Raw genomic sequence first — 15,177 nt, 5'->3', positions numbered from 1 at the left:
AGTGTCTAAAATTTATGAAATTTTGGCATTTCGGCGTCAATTGTGCCTATTTTGTCGCGCGAGACTTGGCGGGCGCCCAACAGTTAAGCCACGGACCCACGCAAAATCGTGAACAATCGCCCTTTCGACAGGGAACTTTTTCGAAACTGGATACTATGGCAGCCGAATCGGAAACCGGCGGGCGCAAACACGGCGCAGAAGCTTGCGGCGAATCGAATGAGCGCGTCCACAGCAATCCGCAGCGCCGGGCGGCCCGTCAAAGGGGCGAAACCGCGCCGTTTGGTTCCGCTGCGTTGTCAACCGGCCGCGAATGGGGTCATTGTACCCGTGGCAATACAACTCAACGGGTTTTCATCACTTATGGGGTGAACTGAATTTTAAATGCGGATAACAACTTGGCGTGCTGGTTGTTCCTTCTGGGCGGTAAGACCCGGGCGTACTAGAAGGATGTAATTTAACAAGTAAACCGTGTTGAGGACCGCTTGAAACAGGTGGATACCGTGTCCAGTTCCGGACTTTATACAGACTTCTTTGGATTGACGGAGCGGCCGTTCACGCTGCTTCCCGACCCGGACTTCCTTTACTGGACGGGGGCGCACAGGCGTGCCTTCACCATTCTGGAATACGGGATCGTCTCGCGCGCGCCGATCACGGTGATCACCGGCGAGGTGGGCGTGGGCAAGACCACGCTGGTGCAGGCGCTGCTGCGCGCCGTGGGCGAGGACACGCGGATCGGGCTGATCTCGAACGCCCAGGGGGGCCGGGGCGAACTGTTGCGCTGGGCGCTGAACGCGCTGTCCGTCGAGGTGGACCCCGGGCTTGACTATGTGGGCCTGTTCCAGCGGCTTCAGGATTATCTGCTGGAGGAATACTCGGCTGGCAACCGGGTGGTGCTGATCATCGACGAGGCGCAGAACCTTTCGGTGGAAGCCCTTGAAGAACTGCGGATGCTCACGAATATAAACTCCAACAAGGACGAACTGCTGCAGCTTGTTCTGGTGGGGCAGCCCGAGTTGCGGGAAATGGTCACCCGGCCAAGCCTGCGCCAGTTCGCGCAACGCGTCGTGGCCAGCTTTCACCTGAGCGCGATGAGCGCGGAGAATGTGGAACAGTATATTCATCACCGCATGAAACACGCGGGCGGCACCGGCGACGAGTTCACGAAAGAGGCGATAAAGTTGGTCTATGAGAACTCGGGCGGGATTCCGCGGATCACCAACAAGATATGCGACGTGGCGATGGTTTATGCCGCAGCCGAAGGCAGCCGGACGATCGAGGCGGAAACCGTGCGCGAAGTATTGGATGACAACATCTTTCTGGTGACGCGCCCCGCCGAAGACGGCGATGATGACGGCGCAACCACAAGAACAAATTCCGAAGAGGCAGCAGAATGAACTCCGACGTTAAGTATTTTGTCGCCCTTTTCGTCCGGCGACTTCCGGTTTTTCTTATTGTCTTTCTGGGCTTCGCGGCAGCCGCGCTGTCGGCGGCGATGCTGTTGCCCACGGTCTATTCCTCAGGCGCCAAGCTGTTGATCGAATCGGCGCAGATCCCGGGCAACCTGGCGACGTCGACGGTGCAGGTGGCCGCGTCGGAACAGCTTCAGATCATCCAGCAGCGGATCCTGACCCGCGCGATCCTGATCGACGTGGCGCGGGCGCATGACGTCTATGAACACATGGATGACATGTCCCCGGACGAGATCGTTGCCAGAATGCGCAACGACACCAACATCCGCGGCACCTCCGGGCGCAACGCCGCCACGATCATGAACATTCAGTTCCAGGCCCGTTCGGCGGCGATTTCGGCCAACGTGGTGAATGACTATGTGACCCGGATCCTGGATCAGAACGTGCGGCTGCGCACCGGGCAGGCGCAAGACACGCTGGAGTTCTTCAAGCAGGAGGTCGACAGGCTGGGCGCGGAACTGGATCGGCGCAGCGCCGCCATCCTGGATTTTCAGAACGCCAATGCCGATGCGCTTCCCACCGGGCTTCCGTTCCGGATGTCTCGTCAGAGCACGCTTCAGGCGCAGGTCGACCAGTTCCTGCGCGACAAGGCGGCGCTGATCGAACAGCGCAACCGCCTGATCGAGATTTTCGAGACCACGGGCCAGCTGAACACCACCACAACGGCCAATCAGAGCCCCGAAGAGCGTCAGCTTGTCTCGCTCAAGGATCAGCTTGCGGCCGCGCTGGCGATTTATTCCGAGGAAAACCCGCGGGTCAAAGTGCTGCAGGCGCGGATCGCCCAGCTTGAGGAAACCGTGCGCGCGCAATCCGGGGTCGGCGCTGCCGCGAACGGCACGACGATGCTGGACGTGCAGCTTGCCCAGATCGACGCGCGGGTCGATGCCATCGACGCGCAGATCGAGCAGGCCGAGGGCGAGCTTGCCGTGCTGCAGGATGCGATCGGGCGCACCCCGGCCAATGACATCGCCCTGCAGGCGCTGCAGCGCGAGCACAACAACATCCAGGAGCAGTATAACTCGGCCGTTCAACGCCTCTCGGCCGCCGCGACCGGCGAGCGGATCGAGCTTCTGTCCAAGGGTCAGCGCATCACGGTGATCGAACAGGCCGTTGCGCCCACCGAACCCACCAGCCCCAACCGCCCGATGATCGCCATCGGCGGCACCGCCGCCGGGCTGGCCGCGGGCCTTGGCCTGGTGTTCCTGATCGAGTTGCTGAACAAATCGGTGCGCCGCCCGGCGGATATCGCCAAGGGGCTGAACATCACGCCACTTGCGACGATCCCGTTCAACCGTACCGGCGGAGAGCTGGTCCGGCGGCGGGTTATCGTGCTGGTGATCCTGGCCGTGTTCCTGGCCGGGGTGCCGGCCGCGCTATATGCCATACATACCTATTACCTGCCGCTTGACCTTATCATGAGCCGCGCGGTCGCACGGTTGAGCCTGTAACATGTGCACATCGCGCCGCATCGCATGTGTCACCGATACGAGTGAGGAAATCTGATGGAAAAGCTTCAGGCAGCCCTGGAACAGGCGCGTCGGCAACGAACCGAAGGCGCCTCGGAGCGCGGTCCGGCCAAGGCGGCGCTGGTGCGGCCGCTGCAACAGAACGTGGTCGAGGCATGGGACGCGCTGCAACCGCTGAATGCCGACCCCAAGCTGCTGCAGCGCAACCGGGTCTACACCTCTCTGGGCAACGCCTATGCCACGCCCTATGACATGCTGCGCACCAAGATGTTCCAGTTGATGAACGCGAATGGCTGGCGCCGCGTCGCGATCACATCGCCCAGCCCGGGCAGCGGCAAGACGACAACCACCGCCAACCTGGCCTCCAGCTTCGGCCGGCAGGTCGACCTGCGCTCGGTCGTGATGGACATGGACATGCGCCGCCCGTCGCTGGCGCGCGTGTTCGGGCACAGCGGCACCTACAGCGTGTTCGACGTGCTGGAAGAAACCGTACCCTTTGCCGAACAGGCCCTGCGCTTTGGCAAGAACGTGGCGCTGTCGATGAACACCAAGACGGCGCGCGACCCCTCCGAGCTTTTCCTGCGGCGGCGCACGGCCGAGATCATCGACGAGATCGAGAACACCTATCAGCCCGGCATCATGCTGTTCGACATGCCGCCGGTGCTGTCGAATGACGACACGCGGGCATTTCTGGACAATGTCGATTGCGCACTGATCGTGGCCGAGGCCGAACAATCGACCATCAAACAGATCGACCTGTGCGAGCGTGAACTGGCCGAGCAGACCAATGTGCTGGGCGTCGTGCTGAACAAATGCCGTTTTTCCGATGATTCCTACGGGTACGGATACGGCCTGAACTAGCTTGCCTGCGTCCGCAGGGTCTTGTGACGGAAGAGAACGCATGGCGATGCAGCCTGACGGAACACCGCGATATGCGGTGATCATACCGCATTACAACGACACCGTGCGCCTGGCCCGGTGCCTGGCGGCGCTGATGCAGAACGACACCGACGACACCGAGATCGTCGTGGTCGACAATCAGTCCGACACACCGCTGGATGCGCTGGCCGCACAATACCCCTCGGTCCGGTTTGTCATCGAGCCTTCAAAGGGCGCCGCCGCCGCGCGTAACCGGGGCGTGCTCGAAACCTCCGCGCCCTGTCTGTTCTTTCTGGATGCCGATTGCGTGCCCACGCAAGGCTGGCTGAGCGCGGCAAAGGCAGCGATTACCGAAGATGTGGTGATCGGCGGGCGGATCGACGTGTTCGACGAAGGCACAGGCCCCAGAACCGGCGCGCAGGCGTTCGAGACCGTCTTCGCCTTCGACCAGCGGCTCTATGTCGAGGAACACGGGTTTTCCGTCACCGCCAACCTGCTGACCACCCGCGCGGTGTTCAATGATGTCGGGCCGCTGATCGTGGGCGTATCCGAGGATGTGGATTGGTGCCGCCGCGCCACCGCCAAGGGCTATCGGCTGATCTATGACGACAGTGTCGCGGTGCAGCACCCCACGCGGGCCGACTGGGGCGCGCTGCGCAAGAAGTGGCGGCGCATGACGGACGAGGCGTTCGAGTTGAAATCGGCGCAACCCTTCGGCCGGCTGAAATGGGGCCTGCGCGCGCTGGCAATGCCCCTGAGCGTGATCGCCCACGCGCCCCGCGTGATCACCAGCCAGAAGCTGCGCTCCGGCCGCGAGCGGCTGCAGGCGCTGATGACGCTTGCCCAGATCCGGATGACGCGCCTTGTCTGGATGCTGAGCCAATCCATCCGGCCCTGAGGCCGGATCGAAAACCCGGAATTGCAGGCACCAAGCTGCCGCAACCTAGCCCTGCGGCGTCATGGCCTTGCGCTGCCTGGCCCGCTCCAGCCCCAGTTGCCGTTCTCGCCAGATGATGAACACGCCGGCCGCAATCACCAGCCCGGCCCCCGCCAGCATCACCGGTGTCGGCACCTCGTCGAACACGAAATAGCCGATCAGCAGCGCCAGCAACATCGAAGCATAGTCAAACGGCGCCACCACCCCGGCATCGGCGAACCGATAGCTGGAGGTCAGAAAGATCTGCCCCAACCCGCCGAACAGGCCCGCGAGCACCAGAAACGCCGCCTCGCGCGGGGCCGGCACGACCCAGCCGAACGGCAATGTCGACAAGGACAGCAGCGTCGCGGTCACCGAAAACCAGAATACGATCGTCGCGGTCCGCTCTGTCCGCACCAGCTTGCGCACAAAGACCTGCGCCAATGCGGCACAAACCGCGCCGCCCAGCACCACCATTGCGCCCAACGCCTCGCGCGCGTCCATCTCATGATTGGTGAACGCCGTCAGCCGCGGCGACAGCACGATCAGTACCCCGGCCAGACCCACCCCGACCGCCGCAAGCCGGAACAGCCGCACCTCTTCGCCCAGAAACATCGCCGCGAAGATCACCACCAGCAACGGCGCGGCATAGCCGATCGCCGTCACCTCCGGCAGGGGCAGCAGGCCCAGCCCGGCAAACATCAGCCCCATGGCACAGGTGCCCACCAGCCCGCGCCAGAAATGGCCCAGCGGATCAGCCGTGCGCAGCCCCACAGAAAGCTCGCCTCGCGCTATCAGCCACACGATGATCACCGGTAGCGCAAAGAACGAGCGAAAGAACACTGCTTCCCCCGGCGGAACATGCCCCGAGGCGGCCTTGATCAGAGACGACATCACCACAAAAAGCGTGACAGAGCCAAGCTTGAAGGCGATGGCGCGTACAGGCTGCTGCATCGGGTAGCACTCCGGTCAGTTTCCCGGCGCGGGAAACCTCTGGGGGTGCTCTACGCCTTCAGGCGCCTGAAAGGAAACCGAAATCCGCGCTCAGGCCCGGCGCCCGCGCGCGATCCGCAGAAACTCCATCAACCGACGGCCCGAGGCCGGGCCTACCGGGCGCCGCTGCAATTGCAGGCTGGCCTTGTTCGGCCCCGCCGCACGCGCGATCCGCGCATATTGCGCCGCGCAATCCGTGGCATCGCTCTGGCGGGTCTGATCGATGATATGACGACTCATCGGGAATCCTCCTTTTGCGTTCGCACGCGCAAATATTACCATAAAACCGGAAAACGCCAAACCCCGGGCTTACAGGAATGTCCGTTCGGCAAACCAGTAAAGCCCGATTGCGGCGATCACGCAGGAGGCCGGAACCGCGATCCGCGCGCGATACCACGACCGGTCGCCAAACCAGAACTCGACCGCAAAGAACGCCACGCCGATCACCGCAAGCTGCCCCAGCTCGACCCCGATATTGAAGCCAATCAGGCTGCTCAGCAGCCGCGCGGGGTTCAGCCCGATCTCACCCAGCACGCTGGCAAATCCCAGCCCGTGCAGCAGGCCAAAAATGAACACCACGGCCAGGCGGCGCAGGCTCATGCCGGTGCCGATAATATTCTCGACCGCGACGAACACGATGGACGCGGCAATCAGCGGCTCGACGATTTCCGGCGGAACAGAGACGATTTGAAGCGTCGCCAGCGCCAGCGTCACCGTATGCGCCAGGGTAAAGGCCGTGACCTGCAACAGCAGCGGCCGCAGCTTCAGCGAAAAGAAGAACAGCCCCAGCACGAACAGGATGTGATCCAGCCCCTTGGGCACGATATGCTCGAACCCCAGCACGATATAGCGGCCGAATTCCTGCAGCGCGCCCAGCTTCGCCACGCCCTGGCGCGGCAACGGATCGCTCATCTGCCCGCCGTTCAGATAGCCTGTGTAAAGCGCGTCACCCTCGCCCATCTGCCGCAGCACCAGCGGCCCGAAGGCAGGGGCCCAGCCGATCGTGACCGGCGCATCGCCCGGCGGCAGTGGCGCCGTCAGGGTCAGCACCGAATCCCGTGGCAGATCCGTATCCCCCACCTCGGGGATGCGCAGCCCGCCGATCTCGGGGGTGGCACCCTGCCCCGCCACCTCGATCCGGATACCGGCGCGAATGCGCGGCCAGGCGGCGCGGAACGCCTCTTCCAGCGCTTCGGGCGACCGGGCGCGCAACTGGTCGTAATAGCCCGACAGCGGCGAGTTGTTGGTGTCATCCAGCCCGTTCAGATCGATCCCCGAGACCAGCGCCTCCAGCGTCAGCCGCAGATCGAGCCGCACGGTGTCGCCGCTGACCGTCACATCGCCCACCGCCGGCCGCACCTCATGCGCGGCGGCCGGGCCAAGCGCCGCCAGCATCAGCAGCCCCGCGCACAGGCTTGACATCGCCGCGCGCCGGGGCAGGTAGTTCAACAGGTGTTTCAGGGGTGCGAACATGCGGGCAATCTTCTCACTTTTCGTCATGATCCTCGCGTTGGCCAGCACGCCGCGCGCCGGGGCCCATGAATTCTGGCTGTCGCCCGAACAGTATCAGGTTGCACCGGGCGCCCCAATACGCGCCGACATCCGCGTCGGGCAGAATTTCAAGGGCGCCGCCTATTCCTACGTCCCTGTCAACGTCGCCCGTTTCGACATTGTAACCGGCGGGGTCATCACGCCCGTCACCGCCCGCATGGGCGACCGGCCCGCCCTTTCAATGGCCATGCCGGGCGCAGGGTTGATCGTGATCGTGCATGAGACAACCGACACCATGCTCACCTACGCGGAATGGCAGAAATTCGCTGATTTCGTCACGCATAAAGCCTTGCCTGATGCGCTGGACAGGCACGCGGCGCGGGGCCTGCCACGAACCGGGTTCCGCGAAAGCTATCGCCGCTTTGCCAAAAGCCTGATCGCCGTCGGGGATGGGGCCGGACAAGACCACGCGGTCGGGCTGGAGACGGAAATCGTGGCGCTGGCCAACCCCTACACCGATGCCCTGCCCGCCGGCCTTCCGATACAGGCGCTTTATCAGGGCGCACCGCGCCAGGGCGCGCAGATCGAGGTGTTTGAAAAGGCCCCCGACGGCGCCGTTCACACCATCTTTCTGACCACCGCCGCAGACGGCCGCGCAAACGTTCCGGTGAAACCCGGCCACGAATACCTGCTGGACGCGGTCGTGCTGCGCGACACCGGCAATGATGACCCCAAGGCGGGCCCTGTCTGGCGCTCGCTCTGGGCCTCGCTGACGTTCAAAATGCCGGAATAACGTCTCTATTCCGGCCCGATATCGCCCCTACAGCCGCGCCACGGCCCATTGCGCCGCGTCTGCCACCGCCGGGTCGGGATCACCCGTCAGCCGCGCCGCCACATCCCGCAGGCGCGCATCACCGGAATTACCGATTGCATAGAGCACATTGCGCACGAACCTGTCGCGCCCGATCCGCTTGATCGGCGAGCCGGAAAACAGTGCCCGGAAGGCCGCGTCATCCAGCGTCGCAAGCTCGGCCAGCTTCGGCGCGATCAGATCCTCGCGCGCGCGGTATTTCACCTCATGCGCGGCGGCGGCGAACTTGTTCCAGGGGCAGACGGCCAGACAATCGTCACACCCATAAATGCGGTTGCCCATCAGCGGGCGCAGCGCCGGGTCCACCGGCCCGTGATGTTCGATCGTCAGATAGGAAATGCAGCGCCGGGCATCCAGTTCGAACGGGGCCGGGAAAGCCGCCGTGGGGCAGATATCGAGACACGCGGTGCACGACCCGCAATGTTCGTTTTCAGGTGTGTCAGGCTCTAACTCAACGGTCGTGAAGATCGCCCCGAGGAAGAACCAGCTTCCCAGATCGCGTGACAGAAGATTGGTATGCTTCCCCTGCCAGCCCAGCCCCGCCGCCTGCGCCAGCGGCTTTTCCATCACCGGCGCGGTATCGACGAACACCTTGATCTGCGCGCCCGGTTTCTGTTCCAGCAGCCACCGCCCGACCCGCTTCAGCCGTTTCTTCACCACGTCGTGGTAGTCGCGATTCTGCGCGTAAACCGAAATCGCCCCGCGATCGGGCTGCCGGAGAACCGCCAGAGGGTCATGCCCGGGCGTATAAAGCTCTGCCAGCATCACAACCGACCGGGCCGCCGGCCAGAGCGCCGCCGGATCGCCGCGCCAACCGCGCCGCTCTTCCATCCAGGCCATCTGCCCATGCCGCCCCGCGCCCACGAAAGCCTCCAGCCGCGCGGCGGCCTGCGGGATGGCATCCGGCGTGCAGATCCCTGTTTTCGCGAACCCCTCCTGCAGGGCGAAATCGGATAGGCGTTGCCGAAGCGTCTGGCTCAAAAATCCAGATCCGCGTAATGCGGCGGCGGCGGAAAGCCCGAAACCTGATCGGCCAGAAGCCCGCGGAAGGCCGGGCGCGACTTGATCTTGGCGTACCAGTCCTTGACGTTGGCGTTCCGGTTCCAGTCCACATCGCTGATGTAATCAAGGCAGGACAGATGCGCCGCGGCGGTGAAATCGGCCAGGGTCATCACATCTCCTGCCAGCCACCGCCGCTGATCCAGCAGCCAGCCCATGTAATCCAGATGAAATTTGATCTTCTGCGCGCCGGATTTCACATTTCGGCTTTCGGGATAGCCCTGCCCGGTGATCTTCTTGTTCACCCGTTCGTACAACAGCTTGGATGTCACCTCGTGGTGAAACTTGTCGTCGAACCAGAACACGATCCGCCGCGCCTCGTACCGTTCGGCGGGCGAACCGGGCATCAGCGCGGGCGTCGGGTGGGTTTCCTCGAGATATTCGCAGATGGCCTGGCTTTCCGACATCGCGCGCCCGTCCATCCGCAGAACAGGCACTTTTCCAGCCGGATTGCGCCGCATGAAGTCCGGATCCTGCTCCCAGTAGCGCTCCTCGACAAGCTCCACCTCGATCTTCTTCTCCGCCAGCACCAGGCGTACTTTTCGGCAAAAGGGGGAAAGGGGGACGTGAAACAGACGGTTCATGGACATGCGGCTCGATGTTGGTTGATTGCCCCCGTCATGCCGCGCCGCGTGGGGATTTTCAACTCTCGAAACAGGATGCGCGGCCATCCGCCTTAATTGTCTCGGCCCCGTCCTGCACCCGGCCCGCGTGTTTGCGCAGCCATTGCGGAAGCTGCGCCGGATCGCGCTGTTTCGGATTGGGCAAAAGAACCGCCAGCCGCGCGCCCTGCGCCGCCGTCAGATCGGCGGGCGGCACCCGGAAATAGTGGTGCGACGCGGCTTCGATGCCGAAAACGCCTTCGCCAAACTCGGCGACGTTCAGATAAACCTCGAGAATTCGCCGCTTGGGCCACATCGCCTCGACCATCGGGGTCAGCACCGCCTCCAGCGCCTTGCGCGGCCAGCTCCGGCCCTGCCACAGAAAAACGTTCTTCACGGTCTGCTGGCTGATGGTCGATGCGCCCCGGCTGGCGCCATCATCCAGCGCGGCGCGGATCGCCGCCATGTCGAACCCCCAGTGGCCGCAGAAATTGGCATCCTCGGCCGCCACCACCGCGCGCACGGTTGCCGGTGCCACATTCGCGATCGGAACCCATTGCCAGTCCACCGCGCCCAGGCGCCGTGATTCGGCCCGGATGGTATGGGTCGTCGGCGGGTTGACGACCCGGAACAGCAGGATCAGCACCACCAGCAGCACAAATGCGCCCGAACCCGCGATCAGCCCAAAGCGCAACGCGGTCCGAACCGGCCGGAAAGGCCGCCGGGCCGGCTGTTTCTTCCGGACAGGTTTCTTCGTGCGTTTTGCCACGGCCGCGACATTACCCGCAGGGCCGCGCCGCCGGAAGACCAGATCGGAAAATCTCTGCGCAGCCCCAAAAACCAGGGGCCGGGCAAACTGCCCGGCCCCTTTCGCCTGATCTGAAATGCGTCTCTATTCCGCCGGAACAGCCTGCTTTTCGATCCCCAGCGGGTGCTTGAGATGGATCAGCATTTCCTTCGGGCAGACCTGCACGAAATTGCCGCGCTCTATCTCCCAGTGCTGAAGGATATCGGCGGCCTTGCGGCTCATCGTTTCCTTGGCATGGCGTTCGATCAGCCCCTTCAGCTCCCCCTCCCAATGGTCGACCGTAACCGGGCAGGTCACCAGCGTTTCCATGTTCATCATCGCCGGCGCCAGCCCTTCGGGATCGTAGAGATAGGCCATCCCGCCGGTCATCCCGGCCCCGAAATTGGCACCGACCGAGCCCAGAATGACAGCAACGCCGCCGGTCATGTATTCACACCCGTTCGATCCGCAGCCCTCGATCACCACCTTCGCGCCGGAATTGCGAACGGCGAATCGCTCTCCCGCCCGGCCCGCAGCGAACAGATAGCCATCGGTCGCGCCGTAAAGCACCGTGTTGCCGATGATCGTGTTCTCCGACGCCACCAGCGGCGAGGCCATGGTCGGCCGCACAACGATCAGACCGCCCGACAGGCCCTTGCCGACATAGTCATTGGCGTCGCCCGCGACCTCCAGCTTCAGCCCCGGCGCCGCGAAGGCCCCCAGCGACTGCCCCGCCGAGCCCGACAGTTTCACCGTCAGATGATCGGGCTGCAGGTTGTTGCGCATGCCGAAGCGTTTCACGATATGGCTCGACGCCCGCGTCCCCACAGTGCGAAGCGTGTTGCGCACGGCGTAAGACAGTTGCATCTTCTCGCCTTCCTCGAAGAAGCGGTGCCCGTCCTGCACGATCTGCGCATCCAGCGTATCGAGCACCGCGTTGCGCGGCTTGTTACGGTCATAGACGATCTTCGCCGCGCCATCGACGGTGATCAGAAGCGGGTTGAGATCCAGATCATCCAGATGCGCCGAGCCACGGCTGACCTGGGTCAGCAGATCCGCCCGGCCAATCACGTCATCAAGCGACCGCGCGCCGATGCTGGCCAGAATCTCACGCACCTCCTGCGCGTAGAAGGTGATCAGGTTGACCACCTTGTCGGCGTTGCCCGTGAACTTTTCGCGCAGGCGCGGATCTTGCGTACATACGCCCACCGGGCAGGTGTTCGACTGGCACTGACGCACCATGATACAGCCCATCGCGATCAGCGCGGCAGTGCCGATGCCGTATTCCTCGGCCCCCATCATCGCCGCCATCACGATGTCGCGGCCCGTGCGCAGCCCGCCGTCGGTGCGCAGCGTCACCCGTTCGCGCAGGTTGTTCATCGCCAGAACCTGATGCGCCTCGGTCAGGCCCATTTCCCACGGCAGACCGGCATATTTGATGCTGGTCGCGGGGCTGGCCCCGGTGCCGCCGTTATGGCCCGAGATCAGGATGATATCGGCCTTGGCCTTGGCCACGCCCGCCGCGATCGTGCCGACACCGCTCGATGCCACCAGCTTCACGGTCACCTTGGCGCGCGGGTTGATCTGTTTCAGATCATAGATCAGCTGCGCCAGATCCTCGATCGAATAGATGTCGTGATGCGGCGGCGGGCTGATCAGCGTGACGCCCTTGGTCGAATGCCGCAAACGCGCGATCAGCTCTGTCACCTTCATGCCGGGCAGCTGGCCGCCCTCGCCGGGCTTGGCGCCCTGGGCGACCTTGATCTCCAGCTCTTCGCAATGGTTCAGATACTCGGCGGTCACGCCGAACCGGCCCGATGCCACCTGCTTGATCTTCGCCGACGGGTTGTCGCCATTCGCCTCGGGCACGAAATGCGCCGGGTCTTCGCCGCCCTCGCCACTGTCGGATTTGGCGCCGATCCGGTTCATCGCCACGTTCAGCGTCTTGTGCGCCTCGGGTGACAGCGCGCCCAGCGACATGCCCGGCGTCACGAACCGCTTGCGGATCGAGGTGATGCTTTCCACCTCTTCGATCGGGAGAGGCTTGCCGATCGGCTTGATGTCAAGAAGATCGCGCAGATGGATCGGCGGGTTCGCCCGCATCGTGGCCGAGAACCGCTTCCACATCTCATAAGAGGCACTATCACAGGCCGATTGCAGCATATGCATCGTCTGCGCCTCCCATGCGTGTTTCTCGCCGGTGCGCCGCGCCTTGTAGAAGCCGCCGATCGGCAGCACATCCGCGCCACCCTGCCAGCCCTTGGCATGCACCTCTTCCAGCTTGCGCTGAATGCCGCTGACACCGATGCCGGAAATGCGGGAATGCATGCCGGGGAAATACTCGGCGCACATCGCGCGGCTCAGGCCCACGGCCTCGAAATTCAGACCGCCACGATAAGAGGAAATCACCGAGATCCCCATCTTCGACATGATCTTCAACAGCCCGTAATCCACCGCGCTGCGATAGTTCGCCACCGCCTCTGTCAGCGAGCAATCCAGCAACCCGCGGGCGATCCGGTCGGCAAGGCTGTCTTCGGCGAGATAGGCGTTGACCGTGGTCGCGCCGCAGCCGATCAGCACCGCGAAATAATGCGGGTCCACGCATTCGGCCGACCGCACGTTGACCGAACTGAAGGTGCGCAGCCCCTTGCGCGTCAGCCACGAATGCACCGCGCTGGTCGCCAGGATCATCGGCATCGCCACACGCTCGGCACTTTGGTTCTGATCGGTCAGCACCAGATGGCCCGCGCCCGACCGCACGGCGTCTTCGGCCTCGGCCCTGATGCGGGCCAGCCCGTCATGCAGCGCCTCATGCCCGGCATCGGCAACGAAGGTACAGTCGATCGAGACCATCGGCGCGTTGAACTGCTTGACCATCTCATCGAACTGGGCGTTGCCCACGAACGGGCTCTCCAACACCAGAATTTCGGTCTGGCTGCTGTCTTCGTCCAGCACGTTCTTCAGGTTGCCGAACCGTGTCTTCAGGCTCATCACCCGGTATTCGCGCAGGGAATCGATCGGCGGGTTGGTCACCTGGCTGAAGTTCTGGCGGAAAAAGTGGCTCAACGGCCGGTATTTTTCCGACAGCACCGCCGACGGCGTGTCATCACCCATCGAGGCGATCGCCTCTTTGCCGTCCTCGGCCATCGGCGTCAGAATCTGTTCCAGCTCTTCGATGCTGTAGCCCGCCGCGATCTGCCGCTTGCGCAGCTCGGCGCCTTCGAACATCGGCTTCTCGACGACAGAGCCCAGCGCCTTGTCCAGTTCGTTGATCTTGCCGACCCATTCGCCAAAGGGCTGCGACTTGGCCAGCTTGTCCTTGATCTCCTTGTCGTGGAACAGCACACCCTCGCGCGTGTCGACGGCGATCAGCTGCCCCGGCCCCAGCGCGCCTTTTTCGCGCACCGTCGCCTCATCCGTCGGCACCATCCCGGCCTCGGACCCGGCGATCATCAGCCCGTCGCCGGTGACGACATAGCGCATCGGCCGCAGCCCGTTCCGATCAAGCCCGGCGCACACCCAGCGGCCGTCGGTCATGGCCAGCGCGGCGGGGCCGTCCCACGGCTCCATCACCGAGTTGCAGTAGGAATACATGTCGCGCCACGATTCCGGCAGCTCCACCGCCTGCTTCGACCAGCTTTCCGGGATCAGCATGGTCTTGGCCATCGGCGCATTGCGCCCGGCCCGCACCAGCACCTCGAACACCGAATCCAGCGCCGCCGAATCGGATGATCCCTGCGGCACGATTGGCTTGATATCCTCGGCCAGATCCCCGAACGCGCTGGAAGCCATGCGAATCTCATGGCTCTTCATCCAGTTCAGGTTGCCCTTCAGCGTGTTGATCTCGCCGTTATGGGCCAGCATCCGGAACGGCTGTGCCAGCCACCATTGCGGGAAGGTGTTCGTCGAATAGCGCTGGTGATAGATCGCAAAGGCGCTCTCGAACCGCTCGTCCTTCAGGTCGGGATAGAACTCCGCCACCTGTTCGGCCAGCATCATGCCCTTGTAGATCATCGACCGGCAGGACAGCGAACAGATGTAGAGCGATTGCACCCCGGCGGCGGCGGCGGCCTTTTCGATCCGGCGGCGGATCACGTAAAGCTCGCGCTCGAAGGTCTCTTCGTCAACGCCCTTGATGTTGGAGATGATGATCTGCTCGATCTCGGGGCGGGTGGCGTTTGCCTTTTCGCCCAGCACCTCGATATTCACCGGCACATGGCGCCAGCCATAGATGTAATAGCCCATGCGCAGCACTTCGGCCTCGACGATGGTCCGGCATTTTTCCTGCGCGCCGAAATCCGTGCGGGGCAGGAACACCTGACCGACGGCGATCAGCTGATCCATATGCGGCTCGTGTCCGGTGCGGCGGATCTGGTCATAGTAGAACGGCACCGGGATCTGCACGTGAATGCCCGCGCCATCGCCGGTCTTGCCATCCGCGTCGACCGCGCCGCGATGCCAGATCGCCTTCAGCGCGTTGATCCCGTTTTCCACCACCTTGCGGCTGGGCTTGCCGTCGATCGACACCACGAGCCCGACGCCGCAGGACGCATGCTCGTCTTCTTCGCGGTACAGCCCGTTCTCGGCCATCCACTTGCGCTTGGCCTCTTCGGCGGCCACCCAGTTTTCATCATATTTGGTCAT

General features: G+C 63.7%; 12 protein-coding genes. 5 read left to right on the top strand and 7 right to left on the bottom strand.

What is annotated here, in order from left to right; all coding sequences use genetic code 11:
- The first annotated feature begins 500 nt into the window (after nucleotides 1-500).
- From TQ29_RS00690 to TQ29_RS00675, 4 genes are read left to right on the top strand one after another with little or no spacing between them, the layout of a single operon-like run.
- Nucleotides 501-1,394 (top strand): ExeA family protein, encoded by an 894-nt coding sequence (locus tag TQ29_RS00690; RefSeq protein WP_082386721.1) that lies wholly within the window; start codon nucleotides 501-503, stop codon nucleotides 1,392-1,394.
- Nucleotides 1,391-2,917 carry a hypothetical protein gene (locus tag TQ29_RS00685; protein WP_054537618.1) on the top strand — a complete coding sequence of 509 codons (1,527 nt, stop codon included), beginning with the start codon at nucleotides 1,391-1,393 and terminating at the stop codon, nucleotides 2,915-2,917. Before TQ29_RS00690 ends, TQ29_RS00685 begins: the two co-directional genes overlap by 4 nt.
- A gap of 54 nt (nucleotides 2,918-2,971) precedes the next feature.
- Nucleotides 2,972-3,796: a CpsD/CapB family tyrosine-protein kinase gene (locus tag TQ29_RS00680; RefSeq protein ID WP_054537617.1), complete on the top strand. Its 825-nt coding sequence runs from the start codon at nucleotides 2,972-2,974 to the stop codon at nucleotides 3,794-3,796.
- A gap of 40 nt (nucleotides 3,797-3,836) precedes the next feature.
- Nucleotides 3,837-4,712, top strand: a complete 876-nt coding sequence (locus TQ29_RS00675) for a glycosyltransferase family 2 protein (RefSeq protein WP_235974408.1) — start codon at nucleotides 3,837-3,839, stop codon at nucleotides 4,710-4,712.
- Nucleotides 4,713-4,757: 45 nt separating this feature from the next.
- Here TQ29_RS00675 and TQ29_RS00670 read toward each other — a convergent pair whose 3' ends face one another.
- From TQ29_RS00670 to TQ29_RS00660, 3 genes are all read right to left on the bottom strand, one after another.
- Nucleotides 4,758-5,684: a DMT family transporter gene (locus tag TQ29_RS00670; RefSeq protein WP_054537616.1), complete on the bottom strand. Its 927-nt coding sequence runs from the start codon at nucleotides 5,682-5,684 to the stop codon at nucleotides 4,758-4,760.
- 90 nt (nucleotides 5,685-5,774) lie between these two features.
- Nucleotides 5,775-5,963 carry a hypothetical protein gene (locus tag TQ29_RS00665; protein ID WP_054537615.1) on the bottom strand — a complete coding sequence of 63 codons (189 nt, stop codon included), beginning with the start codon at nucleotides 5,961-5,963 and terminating at the stop codon, nucleotides 5,775-5,777.
- Between the two features lie 69 nt (nucleotides 5,964-6,032).
- Nucleotides 6,033-7,196 carry a HupE/UreJ family protein gene (locus TQ29_RS00660; RefSeq protein ID WP_082386484.1) on the bottom strand — a complete coding sequence of 388 codons (1,164 nt, stop codon included), beginning with the start codon at nucleotides 7,194-7,196 and terminating at the stop codon, nucleotides 6,033-6,035.
- Here TQ29_RS00660 and TQ29_RS00655 point away from each other — a divergent pair.
- Nucleotides 7,195-8,007, top strand: a complete 813-nt coding sequence (locus tag TQ29_RS00655; protein ID WP_054537614.1) for a DUF4198 domain-containing protein — start codon at nucleotides 7,195-7,197, stop codon at nucleotides 8,005-8,007. The genes TQ29_RS00660 and TQ29_RS00655 overlap by 2 nt on opposite strands.
- 27 nt (nucleotides 8,008-8,034) lie before the next feature.
- Here TQ29_RS00655 and queG read toward each other — a convergent pair whose 3' ends face one another.
- The 4 genes from queG to gltB all read right to left on the bottom strand — a co-directional run bounded on the left by queG (nucleotide 8,035) and on the right by gltB (nucleotide 15,177).
- Nucleotides 8,035-9,066, bottom strand: coding sequence for a tRNA epoxyqueuosine(34) reductase QueG (gene queG / locus TQ29_RS00650; RefSeq protein ID WP_054537613.1), 1,032 nt, complete (start codon nucleotides 9,064-9,066; stop codon nucleotides 8,035-8,037).
- Nucleotides 9,063-9,728: a glutathione S-transferase family protein gene (locus tag TQ29_RS00645; RefSeq protein WP_037203644.1), complete on the bottom strand. Its 666-nt coding sequence runs from the start codon at nucleotides 9,726-9,728 to the stop codon at nucleotides 9,063-9,065. Before TQ29_RS00645 ends, queG begins: the two co-directional genes overlap by 4 nt.
- A gap of 58 nt (nucleotides 9,729-9,786) precedes the next feature.
- Nucleotides 9,787-10,515: a monofunctional biosynthetic peptidoglycan transglycosylase gene (gene mtgA / locus TQ29_RS00640; protein WP_082386483.1), complete on the bottom strand. Its 729-nt coding sequence runs from the start codon at nucleotides 10,513-10,515 to the stop codon at nucleotides 9,787-9,789.
- Between the two features lie 123 nt (nucleotides 10,516-10,638).
- Nucleotides 10,639-15,177, bottom strand: coding sequence for a glutamate synthase large subunit (gene gltB, locus TQ29_RS00635; protein ID WP_054537611.1), 4,539 nt, complete (start codon nucleotides 15,175-15,177; stop codon nucleotides 10,639-10,641).

Source organism: Actibacterium sp. EMB200-NS6, assembly GCF_001305615.1.
Taxonomy (GTDB): Bacteria; Pseudomonadota; Alphaproteobacteria; order Rhodobacterales; family Rhodobacteraceae; genus Actibacterium_A; species Actibacterium_A naphthalenivorans.
The sequence above is the reverse complement of the archived record's forward strand: the minus strand, read 5'-3'. Positions and strand labels throughout refer to the sequence as shown.